The organism is Flavimaricola marinus (genome assembly GCF_900184895.1).
Classification (GTDB): Bacteria; Pseudomonadota; Alphaproteobacteria; order Rhodobacterales; family Rhodobacteraceae; genus Flavimaricola; species Flavimaricola marinus.
Genome location: NZ_FXZK01000002.1, coordinates 331007 through 344872 on the forward strand (window position 1 = coordinate 331007; position 13866 = coordinate 344872).

At 64.1% G+C, this 13866-nt stretch carries 12 protein-coding genes; 11 read left to right on the plus strand and 1 reads right to left on the minus strand.

The genetic code is table 11. The features are described from left to right. Nucleotides 1-9 precede the first annotated feature (9 nt). Nucleotides 10-849: an SDR family NAD(P)-dependent oxidoreductase gene (locus tag LOM8899_RS08430; protein WP_093991755.1), complete on the plus strand. Its 840-nt coding sequence runs from the start codon at nt 10-12 to the stop codon at nt 847-849. Nucleotides 850-1063: 214 nt separating this feature from the next. Further along, nucleotides 1064-1636 carry a VPLPA-CTERM sorting domain-containing protein gene (locus tag LOM8899_RS08435; RefSeq protein ID WP_168770499.1) on the plus strand — a complete coding sequence of 191 codons (573 nt, stop codon included), beginning with the start codon at nt 1064-1066 and terminating at the stop codon, nt 1634-1636. 229 nt (nt 1637-1865) lie between these two features. On the opposite strand, the gene LOM8899_RS08440 is transcribed toward LOM8899_RS08435, so the two are convergent. Then, complete coding sequence (locus tag LOM8899_RS08440) at nt 1866-2720, minus strand: helix-turn-helix domain-containing protein (RefSeq protein ID WP_093991881.1); 855 nt, start codon at nt 2718-2720, stop codon at nt 1866-1868. Between the two features lie 172 nt (nt 2721-2892). Here LOM8899_RS08440 and LOM8899_RS08445 point away from each other — a divergent pair, with 172 nt between their 5' ends. From LOM8899_RS08445 to LOM8899_RS08485, 9 genes are all read left to right on the plus strand, one after another. After that, on the plus strand, nt 2893-4290 hold the full coding sequence (locus LOM8899_RS08445) for a family 4 glycosyl hydrolase (protein ID WP_093991757.1): 1398 nt from the start codon (nt 2893-2895) through the stop codon (nt 4288-4290). Then, the gene (locus LOM8899_RS08450) at nt 4290-5174 is read left to right on the plus strand and encodes a carbohydrate ABC transporter permease (protein ID WP_093991758.1); all 885 of its coding nucleotides are present in this window, start codon (nt 4290-4292) and stop codon (nt 5172-5174) included. The genes LOM8899_RS08445 and LOM8899_RS08450 overlap by 1 nt, the downstream gene beginning before the upstream one ends. Nucleotides 5175-5179: 5 nt before the next feature. Next, the gene (locus tag LOM8899_RS08455) at nt 5180-6079 is read left to right on the plus strand and encodes a carbohydrate ABC transporter permease (protein ID WP_211096174.1); all 900 of its coding nucleotides are present in this window, start codon (nt 5180-5182) and stop codon (nt 6077-6079) included. Continuing rightward, complete coding sequence (locus tag LOM8899_RS08460; protein ID WP_093991760.1) at nt 6079-7197, plus strand: ABC transporter ATP-binding protein; 1119 nt, start codon at nt 6079-6081, stop codon at nt 7195-7197. The genes LOM8899_RS08455 and LOM8899_RS08460 overlap by 1 nt, the downstream gene beginning before the upstream one ends. 26 nt (nt 7198-7223) lie before the next feature. Then, nucleotides 7224-8486: an ABC transporter substrate-binding protein gene (locus LOM8899_RS08465; protein WP_093991761.1), complete on the plus strand. Its 1263-nt coding sequence runs from the start codon at nt 7224-7226 to the stop codon at nt 8484-8486. A gap of 63 nt (nt 8487-8549) precedes the next feature. Next, nucleotides 8550-10061, plus strand: a complete 1512-nt coding sequence (gene pglA / locus LOM8899_RS08470) for a polygalacturonase PglA (protein WP_093991762.1) — start codon at nt 8550-8552, stop codon at nt 10059-10061. Next, entirely contained in the window at nt 10051-11106 is a 1056-nt protein-coding gene (locus tag LOM8899_RS08475; protein ID WP_093991763.1) for a glycoside hydrolase family 88/105 protein, read from the plus strand. Before pglA ends, LOM8899_RS08475 begins: the two co-directional genes overlap by 11 nt. A gap of 11 nt (nt 11107-11117) precedes the next feature. Then, complete coding sequence (locus LOM8899_RS08480; protein WP_168770500.1) at nt 11118-12425, plus strand: pectinesterase family protein; 1308 nt, start codon at nt 11118-11120, stop codon at nt 12423-12425. Between the two features lie 551 nt (nt 12426-12976). Further along, the gene (locus LOM8899_RS08485; protein ID WP_133064995.1) at nt 12977-13834 is read left to right on the plus strand and encodes a hypothetical protein; all 858 of its coding nucleotides are present in this window, start codon (nt 12977-12979) and stop codon (nt 13832-13834) included. Nucleotides 13835-13866: the final 32 nt, after the last annotated feature.

The window sequence follows — 13866 nt, forward strand, 5'->3', positions numbered from 1 at the left end:
AAGCGGATCATGGGGATGGATGCGATCGGTGCGGGCAAGACCGCTCTGGTAACCGGAGGTGCTGCGGGGATCGGGCTTGCCACGGCGCAGCACCTTGCCCGTGCGGGCATGAATATCGTTGTGATCGACCTGCGCGAAGAGCTGTTCGACGCCGCCGAGGCCACGCTCCGCGCCGATGGCGCCGCCGAGGTCTGGACCCGCAAGGTCGACGTCTCGGATCTCGCTGCGATCAAGGCGCTGGAGGCCGAGGTCAAAGGCCATTTCGGCGGCGTGAACGTGCTGATGTGCAATGCCGGGATGCAGCCGGGCAGCGACATCTTCAACACCAGCAAGACATGGGACAAGGTTCTCGCCGTCAATCTTGGCGGCGTGGTCTCTGTCTGTCAGGTCTTCGTGCCGGGCATGATGGAACGCGGCGCGCCGGGGCTGGTGATCAACACCGGCTCCAAGCAAGGCATCACGACCCCGCCCGGCGATCCGGCCTATAACGTGTCGAAGGCCGGGGTTAAGGTGTTTACCGAGGCGCTGCAGCATCATTTGCGGGAATCCGGCTCACTGGTCAGCGCCCACCTACTGGTTCCGGGCTTTGTCTTCACCGATCTGACGCGGCGCGACCGCACCGAAAAGCCGGACGGCGCCTGGACCCCAGAGCAAACCGCCGATTTCCTGTTCGAAAGCCTCGCCAAGGGCGATTTCTACATCATCTGCCCGGACAATGACGTGACCCGCGAGGTGGACGAGAAACGCATGGATTGGGCCATGCACGACATCATCGACAACCGGCCGCCGCTGTCGCGCTGGCACAAGGACTGGGCCGAGGCATTCGAAGCCTATGCCAAAGGAAACTGAGGCTCCGCGGCTCTCCCGATCCGGGAGACGGCCCTGCCGGCAGGGGGAAAATACGGCGAAACGCCGCAATTTCACAACTTAAGGTTGACTTTCGGCCTTCGACTTGTGCGCAAAGCCAATATTTATGGGCGCAAAGGAAGATTGTCGTGCGAATCGGCCAATTTCGTGGTTAAATACAAATGTGTTTGAAGTTTTATCATCTGGGGACGTTTATATGACAAACAAGATTTTATCCTTAACGGCAGCCGCAACCGCGCTCTGCCTCGCTCTGCCGGCATCGGCGGCGACCATTTCCGGTGTCGTCTGGGAAGGCGGCGGACCGGGCATCGCTGGAGGTGCCCCTGCTCCCGATCAGGTTCTGGGCGACTTCAACGAAATGGTTGATGACCCGCTTCTCGAAGTCGTGGGCGATACCACCATCTACGGCGGCGTCACCAGTGCAGCCAATTTCGATCTCTACACCGATGCGTTCACGCTCGATCTCGGCTCGTCCTACTACGAGCTGGATTTCTCGTGGTACGACGCAGAGGTGACGTCGAACGGGCTGGACGGCCAGATCGTCGTCGGCGGCGTGTCCTACTCGCTGGGCGCAATCGACTCCGTCGATCTCGGTGCATTCACCGGCCAGGTGACCTTCATCATCGACCCGACCGACGGTGCGATCGGCGGCCGCGAAGACGCCTTCTGGACGCTGGAAATCGCAGCGGTTCCGGTTCCGGCCGCTGGCCTGTTGCTCCTGACCGCGCTGGGTGGTCTGGGCATCGCCCGCCGCCGCAAGTCCGCCTGAGACTTTCGGGCGACCGCGTAACAACGAAAGCCACCGCAGGGCAACCTGCGGTGGCTTTTTCGTTGGGCGCCAAGCGGGCGGCCCGGATCCCGTCCTCCCCCTGCCCTGCGCATCCTCCGCCGCGGCTACCCGGGCAAGATCGGGATGCGCAATGCCCCGGCAGCCCGCTGGCGCCAGGCGAAGGCGCCGCATCGCCTCTGCCGGCTTCGCCTCGCTCGTACCCTGCAGTTCAGGCATCGTCGCCGCCATTGCGCTTGGCCCGGTATCGCGACGGGCTGGCGCCCACGTGGCGCTTGAACTGTCGGCTAAAGAAGTAGGGATCGCGAAACCCCAGCTCCGCCGAGACGCTCTTGACCGTCGCCCCCATCTGCAACCGGTGCAGCGCGAACTCCATCCGCTTGGATTCGCGATACTTTTGCGGGGTCATCCCGATCCGGTCGCGAAACGCCCGGCGGAAGTAGTCCGCGTTATAGGGCACGTTGGCGAGAACCTCTTCGGCCACGTTGCCCAGCGGATCGGTCGACAACCGCGAGGCTACCAGCATGATCTGCATCGACAGCTGGTCCTGCGGATCGTCGCTGTCCGGGGCGTTGCGCCAATCGACGAAGGCATCGCGCAGAAACGCCAGCAGGATCACCATGAACTGATGATGTTGCTGCAGGGTCGTGGTCATCGCAGAGCTCTTGTCACGATAGAGCGTGATCAGCGACTTGAAGCTGTCCCAGTCGCTGAGCCTGACACGCCGTCGCAGGGACATCGACTGGATCATGTCGCCGCGGCTGAAAAGCTCCAGCGAGAAGTGTTGCGCGACGCCGGTGTAGTTCTCGTCGCCGCCCCCGTGACGCCCCAGGAAACGGGTATAGGCGGGGATCAGCATCGCATCGCCCTCGCTGACCTCGACCTCCTCGCCGCCGATCTGGTAGGCGCCCCGCCCCGACAGGCAGACCACGAGGTCATGGACAGGGTTGATCTTGTCGATTTTCCAGCGTGGCGTATGGCGCATGGGAATCGGCGACCGGGCAAGCCGCAGGTTCAGGGATTGGGTCGGGATCGTATCGAGAGGAAAGTCTACGATTTTGTCCATCTTTTTGTTCGCTTGCTTGCATTCATCATGTGTCACCTTTCAGGATACACTCAAAAAGGAGGCAAAATCAGTTGGTTTATTGGTGAACCGCTGAAATTTGCGACAGGGAGGGTTCTGGGAGAGTGCGATTCATCGGCATTTTCTGCCATTGTGTGTACTTTTTCGTTTTCTGATGGCCAATTCTTCACATCATCACACGGTCAATATCGCCTATATCGGCGGCGGTTCCCTGAATTGGGCGACCAAGCTGATGGCGGATCTGGCGCAGGACCGGCTTCTTGCCGCGCATGTCCGGCTCTATGATCTCGACCATGACGCCGCGGTCCGCAACGCCCGGATCGGTGCCCGCTTTGCCGAGGTTTCCAAGGGCTATCCGGCCCGCTACGACGCCGTGCGCAGCATCGAAGAGGCGCTGACCGGGGCCGATGTCGTCGTCGTTTCGATCCTGCCGGGCGAGTTCGAGGACATGGCCCACGACATCGACATCCCCGCCGCCTACGGCATCAGGCAAGCGGTCGGGGACACCGTCGGTCCGGGCGGGTTTGTCCGCGCCCTGCGCTCGATCCCGATGATGGTCGAGATTGCCGAGGCGATCCGCAAGACCGCGCCAAAGGCATGGGTCTGCAACCTGACCAATCCGATGAGCGCCCTGACCGGGGCGATGTATCGCGCCTTTCCCGAGATCCGGCTTTGGGGCGAATGCCACGAAGTCACCAAACTCCGCCACCAGGTCGCATGGATCGGCAATCGCGAATTGGGCAGCGAGCGGTTCTCGCATCGCGACGTGACGGTGAACGTGCTGGGCATCAACCACTTCACCTTTGTCGGCAGCATCAACATCGGCAGCCGTGACATGATGCCGGCCTACCGCGCCTTTGCGCAGCATCACGGCAACAGCGGCTGGGCGCCACGCGCGCAAAAGCCCGGCGACGAGCACGACCACTATTTCATGGACCGCAGCCGCGTGAAGTTTGACCTGCTCGGACGCTTCGGCATTCCCGCCGCCGCGGGAGACCGGCATCTGGCCGAATTCCTGCCGCAAGCGCAGTATCTCGACGAGCACGAGGCATGGGATTTCACTCTGACCCCGGTCTCCTATAGAGAGCGGGACAGAGCGCAGAAGCGCGCGAGGGCCGATGCACTGGCCGCAGGCGAAGGCGTCGTCCATGCAGAGCGCTCCGACGAGGCGCTCGTCGATCAGATCAAGGCGCTGCTCGGATTCGGGGATTTCGTGAGCAACGTGAACCTGCCAAATCGGGGCCAGTTGGGCGGGGTGCACATCGGCGCCATCGTCGAGACCAACGCGCTGTTCTCGGCCTCCGGCGTCACGCCGCTGGTGGCGGGGCGGCTGCCCGACGAGCTTCTGACCATCGTCGCCGATCACGCCGATCGCCAGACGGCCATGGTCGGGGCGGTGATGGAGAACCGCTGGAACGATTTGTTCGACCTGTTTCACAGCGACCCGCTGGTCGCCCCATTGGCCGAGGCCGAGGCCCGCCGCATGTTTGGAGAGATGATTGCCGCAACCTCGCACCACCTTCCCCGAGACCTCGTTCGGACGGCCGCGTAATGGGCGGTGACAACAGATATCTGGGGCTTGCCTATGTCGCCCCCTACATTATCGGACTCCTGGTCTTCACGGCCTTTCCGTTCCTCGCGTCGCTGTATCTGTCATTCACCGACTACGACCTGCTGTCCAAGCCGGAATGGACCGGGCTGGACAACTACGAACGCCTGATGACCCGCGACAGAACGTTCAACAAATCGCTCAGGGTGACGCTGCTTTACGTCTTCATGACCGTGCCGCTCAAACTGGCCTTCGCGCTGCTCGTCGCGGTGGTGCTGAATTACCGGCTGAAGGCGATCGGCTTCTTCCGCACCGCCTACTACGTGCCCTCGATCCTCGGCGGGTCGATCGCGATCGCGGTGCTGTGGCGGTATATCTTTGCCGAGGTCGGCCTCGTGAACATGGGGCTCGAAGCCATCGGGCTGGAGCCGGTCAACTGGTTCGGTGATCCGCAGAACGCCCTGTTCACCCTGACGCTGCTGCGCTGCTGGCAGTTCGGCTCGGCGATGGTGATCTTTCTGGCGGCGCTGCAATCCGTGGACAAATCGCTCTACGAGGCGTCGAGCATCGACGGCGCGAACAAGTGGCACCAGTTCCGCTTCATCACGGTTCCGCTGATCACGCCGGTGATCTTCTTCAACCTGATCATGCAGACGGTGCAGGCGTTTCAGGAATTCAACGGCCCCTACATCATCACCGACGGCGGACCGCTGAAATCCACCTATCTGCTGCCGCTGTATATCTACGACAAGGCCTTCAAGAGCTTTGACATGGGCTATGCCTCGGCCATCGCGTGGATCCTCTTCGTCATCATCATGGTCCTGACGCTGATCGCGTTCTGGTCCTCGAAGAAATGGGTCTACTACGCCGGCGACAAGAGGAGCTGAGGGACATGACAAGCACTTCCCCCGCCAAGATGCGCAGCGCCCTGACGGCGACCGAACTGAAACTGCGCCGCCAGCAGCGCCGCGGCGCCGCGATCCGCTATGCCGTGCTTCTGGTGTTCGGCCTGATCATGCTCTATCCGCTGATCTGGCTGATCGGAGCCTCGTTCAAGACCAATTCCGAGATCTTCAGCAGCCCGTCGTTCTGGCCCAAGGAACCGACGCTGGACGGCTACATCAACGGCTGGCAGACCTCGACGCCTTACACCTTCGCCCGGTTCTTCATGAATTCGGCGCTGATCATCATCCCCAAGACCATCGGAACGGCGATCTCCTGCGTGCTCGTGGCCTACGGCTTTGCCCGGTTCGAGTTTCCGGGCAAGAGGATCCTGTTCGGGACCGTCATCGCCACGCTGCTGCTGCCCAATGTGGTGACGCGCATTCCGCAGTATCTGCTGTTTCGCGATCTGGGCTGGCTCGACAGCTTTCTGCCGCTCTGGGTGCCGTCGGCGGTCGCGGGGGATGCGTTCTTTGTCTTCATGCTGATCCAGTTTCTGCGGGCGATCCCGCGGGACATGGAGGAAGCCGCCCGCGTGGACGGGGCCAACACCCTGCAGACATTGGTCTTCATCGTCGTGCCGATGCTGATGCCGGCGATCATCTCGGTCTGCCTGTTCCAGTTCATGTGGACGATGAACGATTTCCTCGGACCGCTGATCTACGTCTCGTCGGTCGAGAACTACCCGGTGTCTCTGGCACTCAAGCTGAGCATCGACACGACCGAAGCCTTCGACTGGAACCAGATCCTCGCAATGTCGGTGCTGACGCTCGCGCCCTCCTTGCTCGTGTTCTTCGTGGCGCAGAAATATTTCATCGAGGGCATCTCGACCGGAGGGGTGAAGGGCTGATGGCTGACCTACAACTAAAGACCGTCGAAAAGGTATATGGCAGCGGGTTCAAGGCGGTGCACGGCATCGACCTGACCGTGGAGGACGGGGAATTCATGGTCCTCGTCGGGCCCTCGGGCTGCGCCAAATCCACCACCCTGCGGATGATCGCCGGGCTGGAGACGGTGACCGGCGGCGAAATCCGGATCGGCGACACCGTCGTCAATGATCTGGTCCCCGGCAAGCGGGGCATCGCGATGGTGTTCCAGAACTACGCGCTCTATCCGCATATGAAGGTCCGGCGAAACCTGTCCTTCGGGCTCAAGCTCAAGCGCGAGCCGCAGCAAAAGATCGACCGCGCCACCAACGAGGTGTCGGGGATCCTCGAAATCGAGGAGCTGCTCGACCGCTTGCCCAAGCAGCTCTCCGGCGGTCAGGCCCAGCGGGTCGCCGTGGGACGGGCCCTGATCAAGAGCCCCGAGGTGTTCCTCTTCGACGAGCCGCTGTCCAACCTCGACGCCAAGCTGCGCGCTTCGATGCGGATCCGCATCACCGATCTGCACAAGCGGCTGCGCGACGAGGGGCGTCCCGCGACCGTCATCTACGTGACCCACGATCAGGTCGAAGCGATGACGATGGGCGACCGGATCTGCGTCATGAAGGACGGGCACATCATGCAGGTGGCCGATCCGGTGACCCTCTACGAGCGGCCCGCGAACGCCTTCGTGGCCGGCTTCATCGGGATGCCCGAGATGAACCTCGCACCGGCCGAACTGTCGGCCGACGGGGCTCCGGTGATCACGCTGGCCGGGCAGACGATCCGCATCGGCGCGGGTCTGGCCGAGCGGCTGACCCGCAGCGACGGGCCGGTGACCTTCGGCATCCGGCCCCAGCATGTCGAGGTGGTGCCCCCCGGCACCGCCGACGCCCTGACCGGCACCATCCACAATATCGAATTCATGGGACACGAGGTGAACCTTCACCTGACCATCGGCAACACCAATTTCATCGCCGTCGTCCCCAACGACAAATTCGACCACAGCATGAAGCGGGGAGACCACGCCGCGCTGCGCCCGAATGGCGCGCGCGTCCATCTCTTCGATCCATCGAGCGATCAGAACATCTCGCTCGGACACTAAAAACGACACGTCATAGGGAGGAAAACATGACGCATTTCAAGACGTTCATTGCGACCGCATTGGCAACCACGGCAATCGGCGGCACCGCCGTGGCCGAGGAGCTGCGGATGAGCTGGTGGGGCGGCGACAGCCGGCACGAAGCCACTCAGGCGGCGCTGCAGGTCTGCGGCGAGAAATACGGCCACACCATCAGCCCCGAATTCACCGGCTGGTCCGGCCACTTCGAGAAGGTCGCCACGCAACTGGCCGGCGGCACCGAGGCGGACATCATGCAGATCAACTGGCCGTGGCTGCCGATCTTTTCCGAGAACGGCGACGGCTTTGCCGATCTCAATGACTTTGCCGACATCATCGATCTGGAACAATGGCCCGCCCCGCTGCGCGAAGCCTCGTCGCGCAACGGCGCGCTGAACGGATTGCCCGCGTCCCTCTCGGGGCGGATCTTCTTCTTCAACAAGACCACCTTCGACGCCGCCGGGATCCCGGTCCCGACCACGATGGAAGAGCTGATGGCCGCGGGGCCGGTGTTCCGCGACACTCTGGGCGAGGACTACTATCCGCTCGAAGGCACCGGGCTCGACGCCTCGCTGCTGATCCAGATGATCACCACCCAGCGCACCGGGAAATCGCTGATCAACCCCGAGACCAACGAGGTCCAGTGGACGGCCGCCGATATCCAGGAGAGCCTGGAATACTATCAGCAGATGGTCGACAACCACGTGCTGCAGGCATGGCGCGACAAGGCCGCGGCCGGCAACGTCCCGCTGCACGAGAACGTCAACTGGACGCAGGGCCGGATCGCGGGCTCGTATCAGTGGGATACGACCTACTTCAAGATCTCGGACCCGCTCGAAGAAGGGCAGGAACTCGTGCCGTCCGGATTGCTGCGGATCGAAGGCGCGATGAATGACGGCGTCTACCGCAAGCCGTCGATGGTCTTCTCGATCTCGGCCAATTCCGAGCATCCGGAGGCCGCCGCCCAGATCCTCAACTGCCTGACGACGGAGCCCGAAGGCATCGCCGCCATGGCCTCTGCGCGCGGTGTGCCCTCCGCGGCCGTCGCGGCGGCGCAACTGCTCGACACCGGCGCGATCGAGCAGATCCAGGTCGATGCCCAGAACATGGTTCTGGCGGCAGAGGCTCCGGCCATCAGCCCGTTCAACGAAGACCCGGACGTCCGTGCCGGCATCGAGGACACGCTGGAGCTGTTCGCCTACGGCGAACTGGACAGTGCCGAGGCCGCCGAAGAGCTGCTGATGCTCGTCAACGAAGCTCTCGAAGACAAGTAAGCGTTGCAAGGCGCCCAATCTGTTCGACCCGATTGGGCGCCTTGTCCAACCAAAGGACATGCCATGACCACCCTCAGCGTTCTTGCACGGACCGCGTTCAGCGCGACGGTGATGATCGACGCCTCCCGGGCGCGATATCATCTGGCGCAGCCCGTCGAATGGTCGCTCAACGGTGGCGAACAGAGCGGCGTCAGCACGGTTGTCCCGCTCTTTCTCGACGGGCTGACCCCGTCGACCGATTATACCTTGCGCGCAGGTGCCCACGAGGTGCGCTTTGCCACCCTGCCCTGTGCCGGTGCCATCGACGCGGCCGCATTCGGCGTCGCGCCCGGCTCTGCGGACAATGCCGCGGCCTTTGCCGAGGCCGTCGCCGCGGTGCCGCACGGCGGGGCGCTCATCGTGCCACGGGGGCGCCACATGACGGGGCCGATCTTTCTGAAATCCGACATGACCCTGCATCTGCCCCTCGGCGCGGAAATCGCGACCCACGGCGACCGGACCGATTGGCCGATCCTGCCGAGCCATGACGCGCAGGGGCGGGTCGTGGGCACATGGGAAGGGCTGCCCGAGCCCAGCTTTGCCGCGCCGCTGACGGCAATCGGCTGCGACCGGCTCACCATCACCGGCGGCGGCATCCTCGACGGCGGCGGCGACCGTGGCGATTGGTGGCAATGGCCCAAGGAGACCCGGCAGGACGCCAGACGGCCGCGCAGCCTGTTTCTGGCCCATTGCACGGATGTGATCCTGTCCGGCCTGACCGTACGCAATTCGCCGTCTTGGACGGTCCACCCCTATCGCTGCCAACGGCTCACCGCCGCGGCGCTCAGGATCGAGAACCCGGCCGACAGCCCGAACACCGACGGCTTCGATCCCGAAAGCTGCACCGACATCAGCCTTCAGGGGCTTCGGATCAGCGTCGGAGACGATTGCATTGCGGTGAAATCCGGCAAACGCGGCACCGGCACCGACCGGCGCACCGATCACATCGCTCCGACCCGGCACCTGACCATCGCCAACTGCCTGATGCAGGACGGGCACGGCGCGGTCGTCATGGGCTCCGAGATGAGCGGCGACATCACCGATGTCGAGATCACCCGCTGCGAGTTTCACGGCACCGACCGGGGGCTTCGGATCAAGACCCGACGCGGCCGGGGCGGCGAGGTGGCTCGGATCGCCCTGCGGGACGTCACGATGCACGGCGTCGGCACCGCCATCGCGGTCAATGCCTTCTATTTCTGCGATGCCGACGGCAAATCCGACGCGGTGCAATCGCGTGCACCGGCCCCGGTCGACGAGTCCACCCCGGCCATCCGCGACATCACCGTCGAGGACGTGACGATCGCCTCCCTGCGCCATGCGGTGGCGGCGCTTCTGGGGCTGCCCGAGGCGCCGATCCAGCGGGTCCGGCTCTCGCGCATCGCGGTGGATTACGATGTGAACGCGGTTGCAGGCGAGGTTCTGATGGCCTGCAGGCTCCCGCAGATCAAGCACGGCGGCATCCTGCACACATTTGCCGATATCGAGGTCGACGCACCTCTGGCGCCGATCCTGAAGGAATTCCAAGATGCTGTCTGAGTACTTTGATGACTATGCCACCAGATACCGGCCCTACAAGGGCGGTCGCTGGTGCTATGAAGACGGCCTGATCTATCGCGGTCTGGAACTGCTGCACGTCGAAACCGGCGATCCCCGGTGGCTGGCGCATCTGCACCGGCTGGCGGACCCGCAGATCGGCGCGGACGGCACGCTCAAGGGCTACGATCTGACCGAGTACAATATCGACAACGTCATGGCGGGGCGCGCCCTGATGTATCTCTACGGCCAGACCGGCGAGGCGCGGTATCTGACCGCGGCCGACCATCAGGCCCGGCAACTGGCGACGCAGCCAAGAACCCGGTCCGGCGTCTTCTGGCACAAGCTGCGGTATCCTTGGCAGATCTGGCTCGACGGGCTCTATATGGGGCATCCGTTCCGGATCGCCCATGCGCAGGTGATCGGAGACGACGCCGCGGTCGCGGATTCCCTGCGCCAGATCGGCACCGCGCTCGATCTGCTCTTCGATCCGGCCACCGGGCTGCACCGGCATGCCTATGACGAGGCGCGCGAACAGCCTTGGGCGGATCCGTGCTCCGGGTTGTCACCGGCATTCTGGGCGCGGGCGATCGGGTGGCTGGCGATGGCACTCGTCGACGTGGCCGACCTCGTGAAGGCCGATTTCGCGCCCTTGCAGGCCCGGACGACCGCGATGCTGGAAACGATTGCCGCCCTGCGGATCAGGGACGGCCTGTGGCTGCAGGTCATCGACCAGCCCGGCCTTGCAGGCAACTACCAGGAGACCTCGGCCTCCGCGATGTTTGCCTATGCCTTCGAACGCGGCGCCCGTCTGGGGCTGGTCAGCCCCTTGCCCGGCCTGACGGACCTGCTCGTGGCGCAATCGGTCAAGCCGCGCTGCAATGGCGGCTTTGAGATGGTCGAGATGTGCGAAGTCGCCGGACTCGGGTGGTATGAGGGGCGGTTCCGGGACGGCAGCCCCGAATACTACGTCTCCGAGGCGCTCGCCTCCGACGATCCCAAAGGCGTGGGACCGTTGATGATGGCCACGGCGCTCTCCGGGCTCTGATGCGGCCGCAGTTGACGCCCGCCCAGGCCGAGGCGTTCAGCCGCGACGCGGTGCTGCGGCACACCGGCCGGGCCGGCGCGGACCGGGCCGACCCTTGGGTGCCGGAGCGGCTGTCGCTGCCCTTCTCGCCGGACTACGTCGTGGGACGCGGGCATCACCGAACCGTGCAGGCGGCCGTCAACAGCGCGATCCGGGATGGCAGGACGGGCCGCGTTGTGATCGGGGTGGAGCCGGGCGTGCACGAGGGGCTGATCCACGTGCCGCCGCTGCCGTTTCCCATCACCCTTGCGGGGCTGGGGCGCCGACCGGAGCAAACGGTGCTCAAGGCGTCGATCGACGCCGAAATGCCCGGGGCGGAATTTGCTACCCGTTTCGAAGCACACGTCTCCGATGCGCCCGAGGCGGTCCTGTCGATCGTCCGGCGGATCGCTGCGCAAGACAAGATCACGACGGCAAACGCCTCCGTGCTGCGGATCGAATGCGACGGGTTTCAGCTTCACAACCTGACGGTGCGCAACGGCTATCAGGCCGACCGGGCGCAGGACGGCGCGCATCGGCGCAACGCCGCAGGTCAATTCACCACCGGCCAGCATCAAGCGGTGGCCGTCCTCGTGGACGGGGCCGACAGGGTCCAGCTACAGGACGTGCATCTGCGCAGCTTTCAGGACACGCTCTACCTGCAATCGCCCACCAAGGGCACGACCGTGCGAACCCATCTGTCGGGCTGCGATATCGAGGGCGATGTCGATTTCATCTTCGGACAGTCGACGGCGTGGTTCGACGGCTGCACGATCCGCTCGCTCGGGACGCGGGCGCCTGAATGCTGGGTCGCCGCGCCTGCCACCGACATCCGCACCCGCTACGGCTTCGTGTTCCACGACTGCGACTTCGTCCACGACGGGTCGGCGCTGGCGCAGCGGCGGCAGATGCGGCTTGGCCGGCAGTGGTTCGAAGGGGTCCGGGCGACGCCCTACGGGCACCCGACAGTCGCAGGCTATCGCTGCGATCTGGCAGAGACCTCGGCCTACACCCCGCCGCTGGGCACGATCAGCCGGGCGACGCTGGAGTCCGTCGGCAAATGCGTCATCCTGCGGTCGCGGATCGGGCGACACATCGATCTTACGACCCCGTGGGACAGCTGGAGCGGCCGAAACTGGGGTCCGCGCTACCGCCCTGCCCTCTACACGGCGGGCGACATGATGGCGCAATTGGGCGGCTGGCTGGCGCGTCAGCGTATCCGGTATGACGACATTGATCCCGATATGGTCTTTTTGTCCGAGTTCGAGAACCAATGGTCGGACCCCGGTCCATCCGGCTGATCCGGCTGATCGGGCCCCCAGCGGCGGCCACCGGCACTACCCGCCCGCACCGGGCAGAGGCCGGATGAAGAGCGGCCATGGAACAAAGCAGGCACCCCGCGCGTTGGAACTCCAGAACAGGTGAATGGGTTTTTGGGTCGGTTTTTCCCCATGAAATCGCGGCGCGGAACGTATTTATAGAGCATGTCAGCTCCGCCTGGATGGTGAATGGTGGGTGAAACGTAGAAGAGTGTGATATCGCCTGACGTGGCGTGATTTGGTTGCTTGTTGCATGTGGAGCTGACGCTCGGCCTCTTGTATTCGAAGGTTCACGATTTACCTTAAATGTAGGAAAATTGAGAATTTATTCATTTAGAGTGCTAGAATGAATGAAAGTCTCGACTCGGCCTCGAAGATATGCAAGAGGCGCCGATGCATGCGGCCAAGTGGCCGTCATTTCGGGAAATGAAGCACGTCTTCCGGGTCTGGTGTGGTTAGGACGATTTGGGTCGGTGAAAGTCCGGCAAGTTTGAGACGGGCAATCTCAATCGGTTTACGAAGGGTGTAGGGTTTTGAGACTGGTAAGGATCATCACGATAGCGCTGGCTCCGCTGCTGCTCTCGACGAGTGGTGTCTTTGCTGCGCCTGCTTCCGTCTGGGACGGGCCCGGTCCGCGCGCCTGCATGGGGCGCTGTTCGGTCGAATGGGCCATGTCGCATCTGAGCGAAGAGCGGCAGGCCGCCGTGGCCGCCGCCATGGAAGAAGCCCCGATGGGCTATTCCATCCCGATCACCGACGGCGCGACCTTCTCCATGATGAGCTACTACGATCAGGAACCCCGGGCCGACATGCGCTCGACGGTCGCCGCACTCGACGCACCCGAACCGGCCACCGGCTGGCAGTTCGACGGCTGGGCCTTCGTCAAGATCGCCGGCTGCCAGAACTGGGCCGTGCTGCTCGATGCCCCTCCGGTTCTGGACGCGCTCGGCCCGGCCACGGGCGAGACGCCGCTGCCCACGGCCTACAGCCCCTCCACTGGCCCCGGCCAGACCAGTTTCATCGTGCCGACATCCACGACGACGGTGCCCGGCACCTCCGGCACGCCCGTCGTGATCGACACATCGGAAACCGTCACTCCGACGGACGAGACCCCGACCCCGACCGATCCGACGACGCCCGTCGATACCGTCGATCCGGAAACGCCGCCCGTCGTGATCGACGTGGTCGACGTGGTCGATCCCGGTGACGAAATCGATCCGGTCGGGCCCTTCCCGCCGGTCGACCCGCCGACGCCGCCGATCATCCCGATCGTCGATCCGGACCCGCCGGTGACGCCGTCGCCGGTGCCGCTGCCGTCGAGCCTCTCCTTCCTGCTGCTCTCGCTGATGGCGCTGGCCGTCTGGGGAAGGTCCCGCAGGGGGCGCGGGTAGGAAGCCTCTCCCTGCCTCCAGCCCGGCCGCAA

What these genes read in the sequence shown, in the direction of transcription:
- LOM8899_RS08430 (WP_093991755.1), top strand. Translation starts at nt 10, where the DNA reads ATGGGGATGGATGCGATCGGTGCGGGCAAGACCGCTCTGGTAACCGGA.
- LOM8899_RS08450 (WP_093991758.1), top strand. Translation starts at nt 4,290, where the DNA reads ATGGGCGGTGACAACAGATATCTGGGGCTTGCCTATGTCGCCCCCTAC.
- LOM8899_RS08440 (WP_093991881.1), bottom strand. Translation starts at nt 2,720, where the DNA reads ATGGACAAAATCGTAGACTTTCCTCTCGATACGATCCCGACCCAATCC.
- LOM8899_RS08465 (WP_093991761.1), top strand. Translation starts at nt 7,224, where the DNA reads ATGACGCATTTCAAGACGTTCATTGCGACCGCATTGGCAACCACGGCA.
- LOM8899_RS08435 (WP_168770499.1), top strand. Translation starts at nt 1,064, where the DNA reads ATGACAAACAAGATTTTATCCTTAACGGCAGCCGCAACCGCGCTCTGC.
- LOM8899_RS08460 (WP_093991760.1), top strand. Translation starts at nt 6,079, where the DNA reads ATGGCTGACCTACAACTAAAGACCGTCGAAAAGGTATATGGCAGCGGG.
- LOM8899_RS08445 (WP_093991757.1), top strand. Translation starts at nt 2,893, where the DNA reads ATGGCCAATTCTTCACATCATCACACGGTCAATATCGCCTATATCGGC.
- pglA (WP_093991762.1), top strand. Translation starts at nt 8,550, where the DNA reads ATGACCACCCTCAGCGTTCTTGCACGGACCGCGTTCAGCGCGACGGTG.
- LOM8899_RS08475 (WP_093991763.1), top strand. Translation starts at nt 10,051, where the DNA reads ATGCTGTCTGAGTACTTTGATGACTATGCCACCAGATACCGGCCCTAC.
- LOM8899_RS08455 (WP_211096174.1), top strand. Translation starts at nt 5,180, where the DNA reads ATGACAAGCACTTCCCCCGCCAAGATGCGCAGCGCCCTGACGGCGACC.